This is a genomic window from Streptomyces curacoi, assembly GCF_001513975.1.
Classification (GTDB): domain Bacteria; phylum Actinomycetota; class Actinomycetes; order Streptomycetales; family Streptomycetaceae; genus Streptomyces; species Streptomyces curacoi.
Genome location: NZ_KQ947985.1, coordinates 152,106 through 168,712, shown reverse-complemented (window position 1 = coordinate 168,712; position 16,607 = coordinate 152,106). Strand labels below are relative to the sequence as shown.

Sequence of the window (16,607 nt, the reverse complement as noted above, 5' to 3'; positions counted from 1 at the left end):
GTGCGCCATGGTGAGGGCAGCCGGACGGGCGGCGCGTACCAGCGTCTGGCTGGAGGACAGGGCCCGGCGGGGCGGACGCGGCGGGGGACAGCCCTCCGGGCTCGACCGGGACCGCATCACGGAAGTGACCGTCCGGCTGCTGGACGCCGAAGGGCTGGCCAAGTTCTCCATGCGGCGGCTGGCGGCCGAGCTGAACGTGACCGCGATGTCCGTCTACTGGTACGTCGACACCAAGGACGACCTCCTCGAACTCGCCCTCGACGCCGCCTTCGGCGAACTGGCCCTGCCCGACCCGGAGAACGGCGAGGACTGGCGCGACCAGCTGCGCGCGCTGGCCCGCGGATACCGCGCGCTGCTGGTCCGCCACCCGTGGCTGTCGCCGCTGATCGGGACCTACGTCAACATCGGCCCGAACAGCCTGGCCTTCTCCCGGGTCGTGCAGCGGATCATCCGTAGGACCGGGCTGCCGACGCACGGTCTGGTGGCCGCCATCTCGGCCGTCTTCCAGTTCGTGTACGGCTTCGGCACGATCGAGGGCCATTTCATCGCCCGCAGCGCGGTGTTCGGCATGACCCCGGACGGCTACTTCCACCACGCCATGAGCGTGGTGACCCAGTCCCCGGAAGCCGCCGACATGGTCCAGGGCTCGGCGGACCTCATGGCGGCCCGCGGCGGCGACACGGTCGAGGAGATGTGGGAGCGGGACTTCGAGTTCGCCCTGGACCTGCTGGTGGCGGGCATCGAGGCGATGGTCGAGAAGAGTCAGTCCCCCTGAACCAGCCGCGCAGGGAACCCACCGGTGGCCACCGGCCCCCACCGCTCCGGCGTGACCCGGATGATCGACTTGCCCTGCTTCACCATCGCCTCCCGGTACTCGTCCCAGTCCGGATGCTCCCCGGCGATGTTCCGGTAGTACTCGACCAGCGGCTCGACGGACTCCGGCGAGTCGACGACCTCGGCCGTCCCGTCGATCTGAACCCAGGGTCCGTTCCAGTCATCGCTGATGACCAGGACACTCACCCGCGGATCCCGCTTGGCGTTGCGCGTCTTGGCCCGCTCGGGATACGTGGAGACCACGATCCGCCCCGAGTCGTCGACCCCGCAGGTCAACGGCGAGGCCTGCGGGCTGCCGTCCGCGCGCCGGGTCAGCAGGATGGCGCGATGCCGGGGCCGTACGAAGTCCAGCAGCTCTTCGAGCGAAACGCGCGTGTTGGTCGCGATGTTCGGTGCCATGGCCTCAGCCTAGAGGCCGGGCGGCAGGGACTCCCCCTGCACCGCCTGGATGTCCAGCTCCACCTTGAGCGTCGTACCGATGGCCGCGATGCCCGCCTGGACGACCTGGTTGTAGTTCATCGCGAAGTCGTCCCGGTGCAGTTCCGTCGTCGCCCGGAACGCCGCCCGCGTCCCGCCCCACGGGTCGGCGCCGGTGCCGAGGTAGGCCAGGTCCAGGTCCACCGGCCGTACGACGCCGTGCATGCCCAGCTCTCCGTGCACGGTCCAGCGGTCCGAGCCCGCGGCGGCCGTGATCCCCGTCGACCGGTAGGCGATCTCGGGGTAGCGCTCGACGTCCAGGAAGTCCGGCGACTTCAGATGCCCGTCCCGCATCCCGTTCCCCGTGTCGATCGAGTCGGCCCGGATCACCGCCTCCACCCGGGACTTGGTGACATCGTCCGGGGCGATCTCGATGGCGCCCGAGAACTGGGTGAACCGGCCGTGCACGCTGGAGATGCCCAGGTGCTGGGCGACGGCGGCCACGCTGGAGTGCGCCGGGTCGACGGTCCACGGCCCCGGCGGCGGCAGTTCGGTGCCGCCCTGCCGGGCCAGCGTCACCGTGCCGACCTCGGCCCGGCCGCTCGCGGTGACGATGGCGCTCGCGGCGGCGGGCGCGTAGCCGACGGCGGTGACGATGACGGTGTACGCCCCCGGGGGCAGCGGATTCGCGTCCCGTACGGCTCCCTCCGCGTCCGCCTCCACGCGCAGCACCTGTGCTCCGGTCATGTCGGTCACCGTGACGACCGCGTGCGACACGGCCCATCCGTCCCGGGTACGGATCCTCGCGGTCAGTCCCATCTCACAAAGCTCCTCGATTGAGACCGGCCCGTGGCGGGGCGCACCTCCGCTCAGAGCGCGCCTCCCGCCACGGGCCGGGGTTCTAACTACTCGCCGGGGTGGGCGAGTTCGATGTCGTGGTCGTCGACGCCGCGACCGCTGACGGTCAGGGCGGTGGCCACCGGCGGGTAGCCCGTCGCGATGACCGTGTACTCGCCGCCGTCCAGGTCGGTGAAGGCGTACGCCCCGTCCGCGCCGGTGGTGGCCGTGCCGACGACGTTGCCCGCCGCGTCGACCAGGGTCACGCGGGCGTCGGCCAGCGGCCCGTGCGGCGCCCGTACGACGCCCTGGACCTGGGCTCCGGCCTCCAGGTCGACCTCGATCCGGGTGACCCCGGTGCCGCCGATCTCGACGGGCAGGGCGCGCGGCCGGTACCCGGCGGCGTTCACCGCGACCGTCACGGCACCCGGCACCAGCTCGGCGAAGGAGAACTCGCCCTGCTCACCGGTGGCGGCGGTGGCCAGCAGATCCCCGCGGACATCGGTGACGATCACCATCGCGTCCTTGACCGGCAGCGCGCCCTGCGCCGTGCGCACCACACCGCTCAGTCCGCTGGTGCCGCTGAGCAGGATGTCGTACGCCACCGGCTCGTCACCGCCGACGACGATCGTGGACGCCTGCGGCTGGAAACCGTCGGCGGAGGCGATCAGGACGTAGGAGCCCGCGCCCGGCGCGTCCACGGCGTACGCGCCGTCGGCCTGCGCCACGGACCGGCCGAGCTGCCGCCCGGCCAGCGAGATCAACGTGACCGCCGCCTGCGGCACGGGCGCGCTCTCGGCACCGCGGACGAAGCCGCGCACCGGGACGCCGCCGGACGCTCCGCCGGACGGCTCCCCGGCCCGGGCCACCGTGGCGACGGCGGCGAGCCGCTGGTTGCCCTCGGGGGCGGCCTCGGTCTCGGCGGAGGTGTCGGCCCAGCTCGGGACCCGTTCCTGCGCGGCGACCCGGGCCGGAGCCTCGGCGGCCTCCGGCGCCGCGGACTCGGCGGCCTGGGCCAGGGCGCCCTTGGTCTTCAACGGGACCTCCTTGATGAACAGGGCGAACACGAGGGCGAGGAAGGCGATCGGCGCGGAGTACAGGAAGACGTCCGCGACGCCGTGGCCGTACGCGCTCTCGATGACCGTGCGCACCGGCGCCGGCAGCGCGTCGAGGTCGGGGATCTCCCCGTGGCCCGACGAGCCCCGCACACCGAGCTTGGTCAGCCCGTCCTCGGCGTAGTCGGTGATCCGGTGGCTGAGGACCGCGCCCAGCGCCGAGACGCCCATGGCGCCGCCGAGGGAGCGGAAGAAGGTCACCACCGAGCTGGCCACACCGAGGTCGGTCGGGGCGACCTGGTTCTGCGTGGCCAGGACCAGGTTCTGCATCATCATGCCGACGCCGAGACCCAGCAGGGCCATGAAGATCGCCACGCGCCAGTACTCGGTGTCGTAGCGGATCGTGCCCAGCAGCCCGAGGCCCGCGGTCACCAGCACACCGCCGGCGATCAGCCATGCCTTCCAGCGGCCGGTGCGGGTGATGACCCGGCCGGAGACGGTCGACGACACGAACAGGCCGACGATCATCGGGATCGTCATGACGCCGGACATGGTCGGCGACTTGTCCCGGGCCAGCTGGAAGTACTGGCTGAAGAAGATCGTGCCCGCGAACATCGCGACGCCGACGAACAGGGAGGCCAGCGAGGCGAGGGTGATGGTGCGGTTGCGGAACAGACGCAGCGGGATGATCGGCTCGCTCGCCCTGGACTCGACGAGCACGAAGACCAGCAGCAGCGCGAGCGCGCCGCCGGTCATGGCGTACGTCTGCCAGGACAGCCAGTCGTACTTGTCACCGGCGAAGGTCACCCAGATCAGCAGCAGGCAGACCGCGGCGGTGATGAAGAAGGCGCCCGCCCAGTCGACCTTGACCTTCCGCTTGACGACCGGGAGGTGCAGGGTGCGCTGGAGCACGATGAGCGCGATCACGGCGAAGGGCACGCCGACGTAGAAGCACCAGCGCCAGCCCAGCCAGTCGGTGTCGGTGATGACACCGCCGATCAGCGGGCCGCCGACCATCGCGGTGGCGAAGGTCGCGCCGAGGTAGCCGTTGTACCGGCCGCGCTCACGCGGGGAGATCATCGCCGCGAGGATGATCTGGGCCAGCGAGGACAGGCCGCCCATGCCGATGCCCTGCACCGCGCGGAACGCGATGAGCATCCCGGCGTTCTGCGACAGACCGGCCAGCGCGGAACCCGCCACGAAGACGACGAGGGCCAGCTGGATCAGCAGCTTCTTGGAGAAGAGGTCGGCGAGCTTGCCCCACAGCGGGGTGGACGCGGTCATCGCCAGCAGCGAGGCGGTGACCACCCAGGTGTAGGCGCTCTGGCCGCCGCCGAGGTCCTTGATGATGTCGGGCAGGGCATTGGAGACGATCGTCGACGACAGGATCGCCACGAACATGCCGAGCAGCAGCCCGGTCAGCGCTTCCATGATCTGCCGGTGCGACATCGGGGCGCCGCCGGACGGGCCCCCCGAGTGCTTGGCGTGGGCCCGCACACCGGCTGGTGTGGTCGTTGCCATGGGCTTCCTTTTCCTACTGGGTGGTCGCGGGTGTACGGGGGGACTGCTCGTCGAAGGACGACCTCAGCCGTGCCATGAGCCGGGTGAGCTGTGCGACCTCGTCGTCGGTCCAGTCGCTCAGGCGCTCGGCGAGCATCCGCGTGGTGCACCGGGACAGGCTGTCCACCTGCGCCACGCCCGCGGGCGTGAGGCGCAGGATGCGTGAGCGCTTGTCCGCGGGGTCGGCGGACCGCTCGATCCAGCCGCGCTCGACGAGATGGGCGACATGGCGACTGGTGACCGACATGTCCACGGCCAGCAGTTCCGCGAGCTTGCTGATGCGCATGTCGCCGTGGCTGTTCAGCAACGTCAGTACGGCGGCGGAGCCGGCGGGGCAGTCGGACGGCAGAACCCGCCCCATCTCCCGCTTCACGGCACCGAAGGCGCTGAACTGACGTACCAGCTCCTCGTACTGCGCCTGCTCGGCCATCACACCTCCGCGGTTTGTTGCTTAGGGCAACCATAGAAGCGCTTGGTTGTTACAGGCAAACAAAATGGATCGGGAGCGCCGCAAAAACTTGGCAAAGGCAAGTATTGCGACCGTAAATGTGCAGGTGGAGGGGGTTCTGTGTGCCCCTGTGCGGGGCCGGAGCCCCCACTTGGGCCGAACGAGCGGATTCGCTAGGGTCTCCAGGCATGGCTAACACCCAGGGCCCCCAGGGCAACCACGACCCCGCAGGCAGCACCCAGATGTTCCGCGCGTTCGTCGACGAGGCTCCGCAGGGCCGGCAGCAGCAGGCCTCCTCCGGCCCGCGCATCGGCCTGATCGTCGGCGTGATCGCCGTGGTCGCGGTCGTGGCGGCGGTGGCCTGGCTGGCGCTCAAGTAGGCCGTACGGTCACTGCTCCCACCGCACGGAGACGTCCCGCGTCTCGATGTGCATGCCCAGCGGCACCCGCCACGCCTCGACGCACACCGTCCAGGTCCTCTCCTCGCGTGCGCCGGCCCCGATCGGCGCCGGGAGCTCGTGCGTCGACTCGACCGTCGCCCAGTCGATGCCGAGCGCGCCGATGATGTGGGTGCCGAAGGTGACGGTGCCCGAACGCACGGCTGTGCCCCCGGAGTTGTGGAAGGCGACGGTCACCTTCTCGCACCAGCGCTGGTCGGTGGGTTCCCGCGCGGGCTCGCTCACGGTCAGCTGCGCGGGCGCGGCGGGCGACGGCGGCGCGGAGGGCGCGGAAGGCGCGGGTGAACTCCTGGGCGGCGCGGATGAGTCGGTGGGGGTGGGTGTCGCCGCGGGTCCGACGGCCCGGCTCGGGCGTGGCGCGGCGCGTGCCGTCCGCTCGGGGGAGGCCGGCGCCTGACTCCCGTACCGTCCGCGGGCGTTGCTCCGAGCCGTACCGCCCAAGTCCGAGCCCTCGCCGCCGGTCGATTCGTCGAGCGGCACCAGCGTCACCTCGCCGGTCGGCGCAACGGCCGTACCGGACACCCGCGGCGGCCCACCCGCGGCCCCCGTCGCGACGTACCCGTCACCACCGCCGCCGCCCCCGCATGCGGCCAGTACGCCGCCCAGGCAGACGACGGCCGCCGACGCGCCGATCAGGGCGCACCGACGGCCATGTGTCCAGGTCGTCCACGGTGAGCGAAGCATCCGGCCATGGTGGCTGACGCTCCGTCAATTATGAAGGGGCCGGAAGGGGTCAGTCGGAGATGAGGCCCTCGCGCAGCTGCGCCAGCGTCCGGGTCAGCAGCCGGGAGACGTGCATCTGGGAGATGCCGACCTCCTCGCCGATCTGCGACTGGGTCATGTTGGCGAAGAAGCGCAGCATGATGATGCGCCGCTCGCGGGGCGGGAGTTTGGCCAGCAGCGGCTTCAGTGACTCGCGGTACTCCACGCCCTCCAGGGCGCTGTCCTCGTAGCCGAGCCGGTCGGCCAGGGAGCCCTCGCCGCCGTCGTCCTCCGGGGCCGGGGAGTCCAGCGAGGAGGCCGTGTAGGCGTTGCCGACCGCGAGGCCGTCGACGACGTCCTCCTCGGACACCCCCAGCACGGTGGCGAGTTCGATCACCGTCGGCGAGCGGTCCAGCTTCTGGGAGAGCTCGTCGCTGGCCTTGGTGAGGGCCAGGCGCAGCTCCTGGAGGCGGCGCGGGACGCGCACCGACCAGGACGTGTCGCGGAAGAACCGCTTGATCTCGCCGACCACCGTCGGCATCGCGAACGTCGGGAACTCCACGCCCCGTTCGCAGTCAAAGCGGTCGATCGCCTTGATCAGGCCGATGGTGCCGACCTGGACGATGTCCTCCATCGGTTCGTTGCGCGAGCGGAAACGGGCCGCCGCGTAGCGCACGAGGGGGAGGTTGAGCTCGATCAGGGTGTCCCGGACGTAGGCGCGCTCGGGGCTGTTCTCGTCCAGGGCGGCGAGCCGCAGGAACAGGGAGCGGGACAGGGTGCGGGTGTCGATGTTCGCCGAAGCCGGCAAGGCGGGGACGTCAGCGGCCGGCAGGGCCGGGGCCGGGAGGGCCTCAAGGGCCGTAACGTCGTCGAGCGCGGCGTCGGGCGCGGACTCGCTCTTCGTGAGCGTGAGCACCTTCGAGCTGCCCTGGTCTGCGGACATGCCACCCCCTTTGGGTCGCGGGACGGTCGCGGCGAACGCTCCGGATCGAGGAACGCCAGCCTTCACCTGAATACCGGAGCCGAAGCCGCGGCAAACGCGCTTCCCGAAGAATGTCACATGTCGGCAACACGCTGTAGTGACATGTCGACATGTGAGACCTGAATCCGCCCTGGATAAAGGGGGTCTGACGGTCTTTCGGGGCAGAACTGTCGGGATCCGCCCTGGTGAGGGATTCGCTCGCGCCGGTTACCGGTCGCTCCTGTTTGCGGTTACGCGTCGATCCGGTTCGCCGAACGCAGCCGCTGGAAGCTACGCGCGAGTAGCCTCGAAACGTGCATCTGGGAGACCCCGAGTTCCGCACTGATTTGCGACTGGGTGAGGTTGCTGTAGTAGCGCAGGAGAAGGATTCTCTGTTCGCGTTCGGGGAGCTGCACCAGCAGGTGCCGGACCAGATCCCGGTGCTCCACGCCGTCCAGGGCCGGGTCCTCGTAGCCCAGCCGGTCCAGCAGTCCGGGCAGCCCGTCGCCCTCCTGCGCGGCCTCCAGTGAGGTGGCGTGGTACGACCGCCCGGCCTCGATGCAGGACAGCACCTCGTCCTCGGTGATGCGCAGCCGCTCGGCGATCTCGGCGGTCGTCGGGGTCCGCCCGAAGGCGGTGGTCAGGTCCTCGGTGGCGCTGTTGACCTGGACCCACAGCTCGTGCAGCCGGCGCGGGACGTGGACCGTGCGGACGTTGTCCCGGAAGTACCGCTTGATCTCGCCGACGACGGTCGGCATCGCGAACGTGGGGAACTGCACGCCCCGGTCCGGGTCGAAGCGGTCGATGGCGTTGATGAGCCCGATGGTGCCGACCTGGATCACGTCCTCCATGGGCTCGTTGCGGGAGCGAAAGCGGGCGGCCGCGTAGCGCACGAGCGGGAGGTTGGCCTCGATGAGTGCCCCGCGCACGCGGTTGTGCTCCGGCGTGCCCGGCTGCAGCTGCTTGAGCTCGCCGAAGAGCACCTGGGTGAGGGCTCGGGTGTCCGCGCCGCGGCTGCGGGGCGGCGTGGGCGTGGGGGACTCCTCCTGTGTCGAGGCTTGAGGCGCAGTACTGGCCGGCACGGTCAACTCCACCTCGTGATCCGTCAACTCATCCGTCAAAAGCGGTCATAGCATCACAAGACAGTTCATTGTGTTCAAGTACCGCATAATTCCGTGTTGGGGACGAATCGGTGCGCAAGACACGCGAAAGCCCCCCGCCGTTCCGGCGGAGGGCTACGGGTGGGTCCGGGCGTGCCGAGGGAGTGCCGAGGTTCAGAATTCGTAGTCGGCGATCACCCAGGTGGAGAACTCCCGCCACAGGGCGACGCCCGCCTGGTGCTCGGGGTGCTCCACATAGGTGCGTAGGGCGGCTGCGTCCTCGAAGGCGGAGTTGATGGCGAAGTCGTAGGCGATGGGGCGGTCGCTGATGTTCCAGCCGAGCTCCCAGTGCCGGATCTCGGGGATCTTCCCGTCGAGCGAGCGGAAGGCCTCGACGCCCTCCACGACCCGCGGGTCGTCGCGCTCGACGCCATCGTTGAGCTTGAAGAGGACCAAGTGGCGGATCATGGGTACTCCCTGGGGCAGGCCCTAGCTGCCGCCTCCGTCGGCGATCCACGTCATGAAGTCACCGATGGCCTTGGCTGCGTCCGATATGCCCTCGAACCCTATCTCGACGTAGCCGGCGGCCCCCTTCGGGTCAGTGATGATCACGTAGAGCACGAAGACCACGAGCACGTAGACGGCGACCTTCTTCGAATTCACCGCCATCGCGGCCTCCCCTGTGGCTGCTGTGCCGAATGAGTCGAAAGGGCCGAAAGAGGCCCCTGCTGCCAGCGGTGAGTGTAGCCTTCGCGCCTCTCGGGGAGATCAACGGCGTGACGCGCGGCAAGAGGGGATGTCAGGGGTTCCGCTCCCCTGGGCTCCATCCGATCAGACCCCTCTGACCTGCACAAACGCAATCAAAGGGGTCTGTCGTGCGGCACAGCTTTACGCCTGGGTGTGGAAACTGGTGGTGAACCGGGCGCCGTTGGCGAGGCTTACCACGCCGGCCTCCGGGTCGGCGATCCCGCGGATGAAGGAGCCGCCATAGCCGTGACCGGCAAGGAACACGCCCCAGTTGAGGACCACCGGCTCGGTGCGGCCGGAGCCGTCGCCGACCGGGAACTCCTCGGTCACCGGGCGTACCCGGCGCTGGACGATGTACGGACCGCCGAGGGCCTGCTCCGCCTTCGCCCGCCACTCGTCGGCCGGTGTGCGCCAGCCGGCGAGCACGTCGAGGCCGCCGTGTGAGGCGGTGGCCTTGATGACCAGCTCCTCGCGGTGCGCCAGGACGTGGTCGAGCAGGTTCACCCGCTCGCCGTCCGGGGCGTCGACCTTGCCCTCGCGCAGCATCCGCGTCCAAGGGAGGAAGGATTCGACCAGGGCGAGCTCGGCGGCGTCGAAGTGCTGCCGGTTGGCCTCGTCGCTGAGCAGGGCCAGGCAGCCCTTGCTGCCGTAGAGCTCGACCTCCAGCGGAGCGAAGAGGTGTACCCGGCCCTCCTCGGCCGCCCGGAGGACGGGGGCGGCCAGCTCGGTGTCGTCGCCTCCCAGCAGGTCCTCGATGACGAACCAGCGGTGCACCAGATCGATGCGCCGGCCGTGCACGTAGAGGCCGTCGGGGCGGTCCTCGACCTGGCCGGCGTGGCACGGGATCGCCTCGATGCCGTGCGCGTCCAGCATCCCTGCCATCACCTTCAGGCGCGGTTCGAGGGTGGGGAAGCTGTTGGGCCAGTCGACGAGGGCGACCACGGGGCGGGCGTCGAAGTCCACCTCCGGGAACTCCTCGTGCCACATCTCCACCAGGAGCCGGAGGGTGTCGATGTGGTCGAGGCCCTCCCGCGCGACGAACTCGGCCACGTGCGGGTGGCGCAGCATGGCGTGGTTCATCAACTGGGTGTCGAACCCGCCGAGAGGGCTGCCGACGTTCAGCTCCAGCAGCTTGAAGCCGTCCGCCTCCTGGTAGAGGTCGGAGCGGGCCATGCGCGGGACCCGGCGCGGGGTGCCGTCGGGCCGCAGGACCGTCTCGATCTGCAGGGGCGACCAGCCGACAGCGGCCGCGAGGGCCCGGATGTCACCGTCGTACAGGCGGGCCGGCAGCGAGAGCAGGATGTCGTAGAGCCGGCTGAGCCGGTCGCCGAGGTCCTCGGCGACCGTCCGGTCCAGGAAGGCCGGCCGGGTCAGGTAGCCCTCGCCGAGCGCGGAGCGCAGCAACTCGTCGGAGGCGCACTGCAGGGCGAGGGACTCCGCGGGCGGGTTGCCCGCGAGATAGGCGCGAGTCGTGGGGTTCGCGGCCATGGGGATGCCTCACTTTCGAAGAGGGAAGGGTCGGAAAGATGTCGACGGTGGGGGCTGTTGTCCCGAATCGACCGGTTTCTGGAGGTCAGCAGACTTCTGAACGTGATCGACTTAACACCTAGCGTTCGGGCGGTGGGCCGGAATGATGTGCCTGATTCATTCGTAGGATTAGAGGTAACTGGTATGCCGGAGATCGCACCGCTGCCCTCGACCGCTGGGGCGGCCCCCGGATTCCCCGCTCTTACCGCGTCCGCCCGTGAGCTGTACGCGGCCTGTCTGCGTGGGGGACGCCCCCCAGGGGACGCTCCCCCGGACGTCCTGGACCGGCTGGTCGCCCTCGGTCTGCTCGTGGAGAGCAAGACCGAACCGGGCCGACTGGTCCCGGTGGACCCCAAACTGGCCGAGGCACGGCTGGGGGCCACCTGGCGGACGGCGGCACTCCAACTGCTGGAACAGGCCGGCGACCTGTCCGAGGCGCTGTCCCCGCTGATCGCGGAGTTCCAGGGGAACACCACTCCGGTCGTGGAGGGCGACTCCGTGGCGTACCTCCAGGGCAAGGCGCTGATCAGCGCCTGTGTGGACGACGCGGTCAGTTACTGCACCCAGGAGCTGATCACTGCTCAGCCCGGCGGGGGCCGCCCGGCCAACACCCTGAACGCGGTGCGGGCGAACGTGCGGGCGGCGCTCTCCCGGGGCGTCTCCGTGCGGACCCTGTACCAGCACACGGCCTGGCACGCGGGCCCCACCCGGGAGTTCGTCGAGGAGATGACCCGGCTCGGCGCCCAGGTGCGAACGCTGGACGAGTTCTTCGAACGGCTGATCATCGTCGACCGCAGGACCGCCTTCCTGCCCGCCTCCGCCGACCGCAACAAGGCGGTGATGGTGCGGGAGCCGGCGGTCGTCGGGTTCCTGGCGGACATCTTCGACCGCAGTTGGCAGCGGGCCACGGAGTTCACCGGCCAGCGGACCCCGGAGCGGTCGGTGGAGATCACCGGCCAGCTGCGGCAGATGATCGTGCGTGGTCTGATCGAGGGCGAAAGCGATGCCGTCATCGCCAAGCGGATCGGTCTGAGCCAGCGCACCTACGCCTCCCATCTGGCCCGCATGAAGGAGGAACTGGGCGTGGAAACCCGGTTCCAACTCGGCTACCAGCTGGCCAGGAGCGGGGCCTGAGCGCTGCGCCGGCGGTGTCGGCCAGCGGCTCCGCCGCACATCCATACAGCCCCGCGTCCCTTTGTGGCGCCGCCGAAGCGCACCTGACTTCGCCGGACCCGCTCAGGGCCTGTCCGCCGGTTGCGTCAAGGCCTCGACGGTGGCCCGTACAAACGCCTCCGGCTGGTCGAGCATGATGTTGTGCCCGGCGTCCGGAATCTCCCGCACCCGCACGCCGGCAGCGGCCAGTTCCTCCTCGCGGCCCGGGGCCTCGCCCCGCTCCCCGTAGAGCAGGGTGCGCGGTACGGGCAGCCCGGTCAGCATCTCCCGCATGGTCGGCACGGTCGCCGCGGCCAGCCGGACCGCGCTGCGGTGCAGGGCCAGCGGATCGGCGAGCCGCATGGTCATCGCCCAGCCGGGGTCCACCCGGTCGAGGGTCTCCGCGAAGCCGCGGTCGAGGAACTCGGCCTCGGAGTAGGTGCCGATGCCGCTGCTGCCGGGCTTGCGGGCGGGGGCGATGGGGTCCAGGTTGGGTTCCGCCACCACCAGTCGGCCCACCAGCTCCGGATGCCGTTCGGCCAGCACGATGGCCACCGCGCCACCCATGCTGTGCCCGATGACGTCGGCCCGGGCCACCCCGGCCGAACGCAGGGCGACGGCCAGCGTGTCGGCGTGCGACTCCAGGCTGTAGTCGAAGTCCGCCGGGCGGTCGCTGAGGCCGAAGCCGAGCATGTCGACCAGCAGGGAGCGGTGGCCCGCCAGCGACGGGTGGGCCACGGTCCGGGCGTAGTACGCCGAGGCCATCGCGCCCAGGCCGTGCACATACACACGGACCGGGTCGGCGCCGGGCAGTTCGACCCAGCGCAGCCGCGCGCCGGACGGGGTCACTGCCGCCTGATGGATGCTCATACGAATTGCTTCCTCTGCTCTTTGACGTCGTCGCCGGAAGGTGCGGGAGCCCCCGAGCCGCGCCGCAGCAGGTGGTGGCCCAGCAGCACGACCAGGGTGCCCAGGGTGATCCCCGACAGCGAGAAGCTGTCCGTGACGTCCAGGGTGACCCCACCGATGCCGACGACGATTCCGGCGGCCGTCGGCACGAGGTTCACCGGTTCGGTGAAGTCCACCTTGTTCTTCACCCAGATGTTCGCCCCGAGCAGCCCGATCATGCCGTACAGCACTACGGTGATGCCGCCGAGCACCCCGCCGGGCGTCGCGGCCACCAGTGCGCCGAACTTCGGGCACAGGCCCAGCAGGACTGCGGTGCCGGCCGCCACCCAGTAGGCGGCGGTGGAGTACACCCGGGTTGCGGCCATCACCCCGATGTTCTCGGCGAAGGTGGTGGTGGGCGAGCCGCCGGCGCTCGCCGAGAGGGCGGTGGCCAGCCCGTCGGCGGCCAGGGCACGACCGAGCGAGCCGTCCAGGTCGCTCCGGGTCATCTCGGCCACGGCCTTCACATGCCCGGTGTTCTCGGCGACCAGCGCGATCACCGCGGGCAGGGCCAGCAGGACCGCCGAGGTGGAGAACGCCGGTGCGTGCAGCGAGGGCAGGCCGAACCAGTCGGCCGCGGCGACCGGGTCGAAGTCCACCCGGAAGTGCTCGCTGACCTTGCCGGTGGCGTCCGGTCCGGTCAGCGGGCCGCTGATCCGGTCGAGCACCCAGGACAGGGCGAAGCCGAAGACCAGGCCCAGAAGGACCGAGATCCGGCCCCAGAAGCCGCGCAGCAGTACTCCGCCGGCCAGCACCACCGCCATGGTCAGCAGGGCCACCCACTGGTCCTGCGGCCAGTAGATCTCCGCCACCACCGGCGCCAGATTGAAGCCGATCAGCAGCACCACGGCACCGGACACAACCGGGGGGAAGAGCCTGTGGACGAGTGTGGCGCCGGCCCGGTGCACCAGCAGCCCGGCCAGGGCCAGGACCAGGCCCGACACCATGATCGCGCCGGTGACCAGGGCGCTGCCGCCACCGGCCTCCCGGATCGCGGCCACCGCCCCGACGAAGGCGGCGCTGGTACCCAGGTAGCTGGGCACCCTGCCCCGGACCACCAGCAGGAACAGCGCGGTGGACACCCCGGACATCAGGATGGCCAGGTTCGGGTCCAGGCCCATGACGATGGGGAAGACGAAGGTGGCGCCGAACATGGCCACCACGTGCTGCGCTCCGATGCCCGCGGTCCGGGACCAGCTGAGCCGCTCGTGGGGCATGACCGAGGCGCCGGGCAGCGGCGCCGAGCCGTTCCCGTGGACGGTCCAGCGCAGCCCCAGCCGCTCACGCCACACGGTGGGCCTCCTCCTGCCGCTCCGCCAGGGCGCGGGCGGTCAGCTCCTTGATCCCGGCGATCACGTCGGGGGTGGTGAGGCCGTGCTGGGCCTGGAGTCCGTCAAGTGCCGCGCCCAGTGCCGGGGCATCGGCGAACTCGCAGGTGATGAGCATGTTGGGGTGGGTGCGGCCGCCGATGTGGAAGTCGTTGGCGCGGACCACGTTCAGCCGGGCCCGGGCCGCCGCCAGCCGTTCGGCGGTCAGCTCGGCGACCGGGAACTGGAAGGCCAGCCGGCGGTGGGCCGAGGCCGCGGCCTGTGCCGCACTCCAGGTGCCGTCGAGCAACTTCACCAGCTGGGCGTACGTGTTCACCGAGGAGCCCGCGATCGACAGCGAAGTGGCGCCCGACACCCGGGGATTGATCTCCAGGATGTGGTAGGTGCCCCCGCTGTAGATCATGTCCACGTCCACGGCGCCGTGGACGCCGAGCCGGGTGCAGAGCTTCGTGAGTCGCTCCGCGACCGGGGCGAAGGCGGCGTCGGCGGCGGGCCGCGGAGCCGAGTAGCGCAGCTGTCCGAAGGCGAACTCCGGTTCGCCGCCGGCCGGGCCCATCCAGCACAGGGGCTGGACGAGGTAGTCGCCGGGCCGGCCGAGGATCTCCACCGAGCACAGGTCTCCGCTGACGCAGCGCTCCATGACCACGTTGCCGTCGTGCGGGTTGAGCAGGTACCGGTCGAGGTCCTCGGGACCGGCCAGGAAGGAGATCCCGTTGCCCATGCAGTCCCACAGCGGCTTGCACAGCACCGGGTAGCCGAGCTGTGCGGCCTTCCACCGCAGGAAGGTGGCGTAGGCGGGGACGGGCAGGGCCCGGCTGTTGAGCAGGTCGCCGTCGATCAGCAGGCCCTCAGGGGTGACCAGGTCGTGCTCCGTGAGGAGCCGCTTGGTCTCCCACTTGTCGGAGAGCAGGTGCGTGGCGTCGGCACCGGTCATCACCACCGGCACGCCCGCGTCGGCCAGCAGCTCCTTCACCAGGGCGTCCCGCATCGCGTGCTCGTCCGGGATGGACAGCGAGATCACCCCGTCGGCGCCCCATTCGAGCAGCCGATCGGCCAGTTCGTCCGGGGTGATGTCGGGCTTCAGGCGCTCGGCGGTGCCGGGGAAGTCCTCCGGGCCGCAGTGGCCGTCGGTGTAGAAGAGCCTGGCCTCGGCTCCGTCCGGGAGGTCCCGCAGCGCGTCCAGGTAGGGGGCGGCCTGCTGCACCTCGATGGAGCGGAGGAACGCGATCCGTCTCATCACTCGACCTCGACCGTGACGGCCGTGAGCAGCGCGTCGGCCAGCCGGTTGACCTCTTCGGCGGAGTCGGCGCGCAGGATGACCTGGCCGACCCGGGCGAGGTTGTCGCGGGCGTCCTTCAACTCGTCGCCGGGCTCCCGGTACAGGACCGTCTCGATGACGGCCGGGTCCTCGGGCAGCCCGTGCAGGCCCTTGAAGATGCCGGCCCGGGGCGGGGTGAAGAACCGGATCGCGGCGGCGCCGTCGTGGGTGGGGGTGAGGTCCGGCGTGTCGCCGAGGGCTATCTGGAGGTACGCGCGGGGCTCGCTGACGCCGAGCGCATGGCGGACGAGCTTCATGATGTGGTCGCCCGGCGGGCGGGCGCCGACCTCGATGACCTTCGCGACGCCCTCGGGCAGCAGCTTCAGTTCGAGGTGGGCGATGCCGTCGGTGAAGCCCAGGGCCTTCAGGGCCTTCTCCACCGTGTCCAGTACGGCCTCCCGGGCTGCGGGGGCCAGCGCGGCGGGCACGGTGTGCCCGGTCTCGGCCCGGGCGGCGTCGTCGGTGGTGAACTTCTCGGTCACGGCCAGGTGGTGGATGGTCCCGCGGTGGACCGCGGACTCCACGCTGAACTCCTTGCCCCCGAGGTACTCCTGGATGAGCACGGTGGTGTCGAGCGGGATGCCGTGCGGGAACTCCACCGGCCAGGCCCCGGCCGACTCGAACGCCTCCTGGAGCTCGGCCGCCGAGTGGACGACCGAGACGCCGACCGAACCGGCGTTCTCGGCGGGCTTGACGACCACCGGGTATTCCAGGCCGCTGTCTCGGATCGTGGCCTCGGCCTCGGCCAGGGAGTGTGCGGTCAGCGTCCGCGGTGCGGGGACGCCGGCCTCGCCGAACACCTCGGCCATCAGTCGCTTGTTGCGGCAGGCGTCGGCGAGGTCGACCCGGTGGCCCGGCAGGCCCAGGGCCGCGGCGAGCCGGGTGACGACCGGGGAGAGGAACTCCCAGCAGGCCACCACGCCGTTCACCCCGGCTTCGCGCGCGTACTCGGTGAGCTGCTCCACCGCCTTGTCCTGGTCGGAGAAGTCGGTGAAGACCACCTCGGAGATCTTCGCCTTGACCTCGGGGCTGTAGTCCTCGTAGACGTCCTCGTGGGTGGCGACGATCGCCTCCACGCCGAGTTCCTGCGCGGCGTCGAGCAGGTCCTCGCCCGCGGTGCCGAGTACCTCGATGATCAGAACTTTCCTCATGAGCCGTTCCTCGTGTTGACGTTCGTGGGATGGAGGCGGGGCGGTCGGGCCGGGCGGCCCGGGG

At 70.7% G+C, this 16,607-nt stretch carries 17 protein-coding genes; 3 read left to right on the top strand and 14 right to left on the bottom strand.

The genetic code is table 11. The annotated features are described in order from the left end of the window. Nucleotides 1–7 precede the first annotated feature (7 nt). A complete protein-coding gene (locus AQI70_RS06240; protein ID WP_062145326.1) occupies nucleotides 8–775 on the top strand; it encodes a TetR/AcrR family transcriptional regulator in 768 nt (255 codons plus the stop codon). Here the strand turns inward: AQI70_RS06240 and AQI70_RS06235 are convergent. The 4 genes from AQI70_RS06235 to AQI70_RS06220 all read right to left on the bottom strand — a co-directional run bounded on the left by AQI70_RS06235 (nucleotide 763) and on the right by AQI70_RS06220 (nucleotide 5,133). Then, nucleotides 763–1,233 carry a PPOX class F420-dependent oxidoreductase gene (locus AQI70_RS06235; RefSeq protein WP_062145324.1) on the bottom strand — a complete coding sequence of 157 codons (471 nt, stop codon included), beginning with the start codon at nucleotides 1,231–1,233 and terminating at the stop codon, nucleotides 763–765. The genes AQI70_RS06240 and AQI70_RS06235 overlap by 13 nt on opposite strands. 9 nt (nucleotides 1,234–1,242) lie before the next feature. Next, on the bottom strand, nucleotides 1,243–2,070 hold the full coding sequence (locus tag AQI70_RS06230; RefSeq protein ID WP_062145322.1) for a YceI family protein: 828 nt from the start codon (nucleotides 2,068–2,070) through the stop codon (nucleotides 1,243–1,245). An 86-nt stretch (nucleotides 2,071–2,156) separates the two neighbouring features. Further along, complete coding sequence (locus AQI70_RS06225; RefSeq protein WP_062146469.1) at nucleotides 2,157–4,592, bottom strand: MFS transporter; 2,436 nt, start codon at nucleotides 4,590–4,592, stop codon at nucleotides 2,157–2,159. Between the two features lie 85 nt (nucleotides 4,593–4,677). Next, a complete protein-coding gene (locus tag AQI70_RS06220) occupies nucleotides 4,678–5,133 on the bottom strand; it encodes a MarR family winged helix-turn-helix transcriptional regulator (RefSeq protein WP_037887610.1) in 456 nt (151 codons plus the stop codon). 206 nt (nucleotides 5,134–5,339) lie between these two features. Between AQI70_RS06220 and AQI70_RS06215 the strand changes: the two genes are divergently transcribed. Next, on the top strand, nucleotides 5,340–5,531 hold the full coding sequence (locus tag AQI70_RS06215; protein ID WP_003999883.1) for a hypothetical protein: 192 nt from the start codon (nucleotides 5,340–5,342) through the stop codon (nucleotides 5,529–5,531). 9 nt (nucleotides 5,532–5,540) lie between these two features. Here the strand turns inward: AQI70_RS06215 and AQI70_RS06210 are convergent, their stop codons facing one another. From AQI70_RS06210 to AQI70_RS06185, 6 genes are all read right to left on the bottom strand, one after another. Continuing rightward, on the bottom strand, nucleotides 5,541–6,293 hold the full coding sequence (locus AQI70_RS06210; RefSeq protein ID WP_062145320.1) for a hypothetical protein: 753 nt from the start codon (nucleotides 6,291–6,293) through the stop codon (nucleotides 5,541–5,543). Between the two features lie 49 nt (nucleotides 6,294–6,342). Then, the gene (locus AQI70_RS06205) at nucleotides 6,343–7,254 is read right to left on the bottom strand and encodes an RNA polymerase sigma factor SigF (RefSeq protein ID WP_062145318.1); all 912 of its coding nucleotides are present in this window, start codon (nucleotides 7,252–7,254) and stop codon (nucleotides 6,343–6,345) included. A 269-nt stretch (nucleotides 7,255–7,523) separates the two neighbouring features. After that, nucleotides 7,524–8,354, bottom strand: coding sequence for an RNA polymerase sigma factor SigF (locus tag AQI70_RS06200; protein ID WP_200865650.1), 831 nt, complete (start codon nucleotides 8,352–8,354; stop codon nucleotides 7,524–7,526). A 192-nt stretch (nucleotides 8,355–8,546) separates the two neighbouring features. Continuing rightward, entirely contained in the window at nucleotides 8,547–8,840 is a 294-nt protein-coding gene (locus AQI70_RS06195) for a Dabb family protein (RefSeq protein WP_062145314.1), read from the bottom strand. Nucleotides 8,841–8,861: 21 nt separating this feature from the next. Then, the gene (locus AQI70_RS06190; RefSeq protein ID WP_062145312.1) at nucleotides 8,862–9,041 is read right to left on the bottom strand and encodes a hypothetical protein; all 180 of its coding nucleotides are present in this window, start codon (nucleotides 9,039–9,041) and stop codon (nucleotides 8,862–8,864) included. 219 nt (nucleotides 9,042–9,260) lie between these two features. Then, entirely contained in the window at nucleotides 9,261–10,607 is a 1,347-nt protein-coding gene (locus AQI70_RS06185) for a hypothetical protein (protein ID WP_062145310.1), read from the bottom strand. 183 nt (nucleotides 10,608–10,790) lie between these two features. On the opposite strand from AQI70_RS06185, the gene AQI70_RS06180 reads away from it, so the two are divergent. After that, the gene (locus AQI70_RS06180; protein WP_062145308.1) at nucleotides 10,791–11,780 is read left to right on the top strand and encodes a hypothetical protein; all 990 of its coding nucleotides are present in this window, start codon (nucleotides 10,791–10,793) and stop codon (nucleotides 11,778–11,780) included. 102 nt (nucleotides 11,781–11,882) lie between these two features. On the opposite strand, the gene AQI70_RS06175 is transcribed toward AQI70_RS06180, so the two are convergent. Genes AQI70_RS06175 through AQI70_RS06160 form a run of 4 tightly spaced genes read right to left on the bottom strand, consistent with a single transcriptional unit; the run spans nucleotide 11,883 to nucleotide 16,543 of the window. Continuing rightward, nucleotides 11,883–12,662, bottom strand: a complete 780-nt coding sequence (locus AQI70_RS06175; protein WP_167358892.1) for an alpha/beta fold hydrolase — start codon at nucleotides 12,660–12,662, stop codon at nucleotides 11,883–11,885. A gap of 2 nt (nucleotides 12,663–12,664) precedes the next feature. After that, complete coding sequence (locus tag AQI70_RS06170; RefSeq protein ID WP_062145304.1) at nucleotides 12,665–14,038, bottom strand: uracil-xanthine permease family protein; 1,374 nt, start codon at nucleotides 14,036–14,038, stop codon at nucleotides 12,665–12,667. Then, complete coding sequence (locus AQI70_RS06165; RefSeq protein WP_062145302.1) at nucleotides 14,028–15,311, bottom strand: ATP-grasp domain-containing protein; 1,284 nt, start codon at nucleotides 15,309–15,311, stop codon at nucleotides 14,028–14,030. The genes AQI70_RS06170 and AQI70_RS06165 overlap by 11 nt, the downstream gene beginning before the upstream one ends. Then, nucleotides 15,311–16,543, bottom strand: a complete 1,233-nt coding sequence (locus AQI70_RS06160; protein WP_062145300.1) for an ATP-grasp domain-containing protein — start codon at nucleotides 16,541–16,543, stop codon at nucleotides 15,311–15,313. Before AQI70_RS06160 ends, AQI70_RS06165 begins: the two co-directional genes overlap by 1 nt. Nucleotides 16,544–16,607: the final 64 nt, after the last annotated feature.

Coding starts and splice junctions, on each gene's coding strand:
- AQI70_RS06240 (WP_062145326.1), top strand. CDS start 8: ATGGTGAGGGCAGCCGGACGGGCGGCGCGTACCAGCGTCTGGCTGGAG.
- AQI70_RS06235 (WP_062145324.1), bottom strand. CDS start 1,233: ATGGCACCGAACATCGCGACCAACACGCGCGTTTCGCTCGAAGAGCTG.
- AQI70_RS06230 (WP_062145322.1), bottom strand. CDS start 2,070: ATGGGACTGACCGCGAGGATCCGTACCCGGGACGGATGGGCCGTGTCG.
- AQI70_RS06225 (WP_062146469.1), bottom strand. CDS start 4,592: ATGTCGCACCGGCAGATCATGGAAGCGCTGACCGGGCTGCTGCTCGGC.
- AQI70_RS06220 (WP_037887610.1), bottom strand. CDS start 5,133: ATGGCCGAGCAGGCGCAGTACGAGGAGCTGGTACGTCAGTTCAGCGCC.
- AQI70_RS06215 (WP_003999883.1), top strand. CDS start 5,340: ATGGCTAACACCCAGGGCCCCCAGGGCAACCACGACCCCGCAGGCAGC.
- AQI70_RS06210 (WP_062145320.1), bottom strand. CDS start 6,293: ATGCTTCGCTCACCGTGGACGACCTGGACACATGGCCGTCGGTGCGCC.
- AQI70_RS06205 (WP_062145318.1), bottom strand. CDS start 7,254: ATGTCCGCAGACCAGGGCAGCTCGAAGGTGCTCACGCTCACGAAGAGC.
- AQI70_RS06195 (WP_062145314.1), bottom strand. CDS start 8,840: ATGATCCGCCACTTGGTCCTCTTCAAGCTCAACGATGGCGTCGAGCGC.
- AQI70_RS06190 (WP_062145312.1), bottom strand. CDS start 9,041: ATGGCGGTGAATTCGAAGAAGGTCGCCGTCTACGTGCTCGTGGTCTTC.
- AQI70_RS06185 (WP_062145310.1), bottom strand. CDS start 10,607: ATGGCCGCGAACCCCACGACTCGCGCCTATCTCGCGGGCAACCCGCCC.
- AQI70_RS06180 (WP_062145308.1), top strand. CDS start 10,791: ATGCCGGAGATCGCACCGCTGCCCTCGACCGCTGGGGCGGCCCCCGGA.
- AQI70_RS06165 (WP_062145302.1), bottom strand. CDS start 15,311: ATGAGACGGATCGCGTTCCTCCGCTCCATCGAGGTGCAGCAGGCCGCC.
- AQI70_RS06160 (WP_062145300.1), bottom strand. CDS start 16,543: ATGAGGAAAGTTCTGATCATCGAGGTACTCGGCACCGCGGGCGAGGAC.